Origin of the sequence: Thiohalophilus sp., from assembly GCF_031581315.1 — a bacterium.
Lineage (GTDB): Bacteria > Pseudomonadota > Gammaproteobacteria > UBA6429 > Thiohalophilaceae > Thiohalophilus.
Map to the genome: position 1 here is coordinate 1 of NZ_JAVLAZ010000138.1, position 1,352 is coordinate 1,352.

Genomic DNA, 1,352 nt, shown 5'->3' on the forward strand with positions numbered 1-1,352 from the left:
CGGCCAGGGCGCCCATGACCACATCGACGATGCGGCTGCTGGTCTCCACGTTGCCGGCGGCCACGGCGGCCGGACGCCGGGCATTGACCAGGCAGCCTTCCGGCGCGTCGAGTTTGATCGGACGGAAACTCCCGGCGCAGGCCGGGGTGTGCGCCGGCATCAGGCAACGGAAGACGTAATAGACCGCGGCGGCCGCCACCGACAGAGGGCAGTTCACATTCCCCGGCGTCTGCACCGCGGTGCCGGCAAAATCGACCGCGACCGTCCCGTGATCCACCTGCAGTGTGACGGCGATGGCCAGATCGGTATGGCCGAGCCCGTCATCGTCCAGATAATCGACAAACCGGTATTCACCGTCGGGGATCACCCGCAGGGCCTCGTTGGCGAGGCGTTCGGCATACTCGTTCAGTTCGACGAGCCCACGGGTAAACGCCGCCGGTCCCAGGGCCTCGACCCGCTCGGCGAGCCGCGCCAGGCCGGCGCGATTGGCGCTCATCTGGGCGGCAAAATCGCCACGCCCGGTCGTGCCGCTGCGCACCCGGCGCAGGATACTCTCCAGAAACGCGCTATCCAGTCGCCCTGCCCTGACCAGTTTGGTCGGGGCCAGAACCAGTCCCTCCTCCTCCAGGGAGCCGGAGATCGGCATGGAACCCGGCGATTCGGCGCCGATGTCGGCATGGTGCGCACGGTTGGCGACAAAGGCCAGCAGCTCATCCGCCACGAACAGGGGCGCAATGACAGTCACATCGGGCAGATGAGTGCCCCCCAGATAGGGATCATTGACGATCACCATATCGCCCGGTTGCCAGTCGATCTGACGCACAATATCCGCCATGGCATAGGCCATACTGCCCAGGTGCACCGGGATATGCGCCGCCTGGGCGCACAGCTGTCCACGGGCATCAAAAATGGCACAGGAGAAATCGAGCCGATCGCGAATATTGGGTGAAAAAGCCGCACGCTGCAGCACGGCCCCCATCTCATCGCTGACTGCATCGAGTCGGCTGGCAAAAATACTCAGGTCGACAGCATCCATGAAACACACTACTCTACTTCGCAAGCGAACGATTGTAGCACCCGCCATGGTTTTTGAACCCGCATCGGGCTCAAACGGGGGTGACCATCGGCGAAATACTGTAGTAAAATACTCAATTAAGCTCTGCAGAACAATCTAACTAACAAACCTAAACCTACAGAGGGGAAGAAACCGTTATGAATCCACTCAAGTCAATTACCGGCACGATCGTCTCGGGCATCGTCCTGTCCTTAATCTTTATTTTCTTCTTGTTTGATCGCAGCAACGCTGCGATGAACCCCTGGGAATTCTGGGTCTGGATCCACGTCCTGGTCGG

Annotated in this window: 1 protein-coding gene; it reads right to left on the reverse strand. The window is 61.1% G+C overall.

The window, feature by feature from the left end; translation table 11 throughout:
• A partial coding sequence (locus RI563_RS12735) for a hydantoinase B/oxoprolinase family protein (protein ID WP_310694760.1) occupies positions 1-1,036 on the reverse strand: 1,036 nt, incomplete at its 3' end.
• Positions 1,037-1,352: the final 316 nt, after the last annotated feature.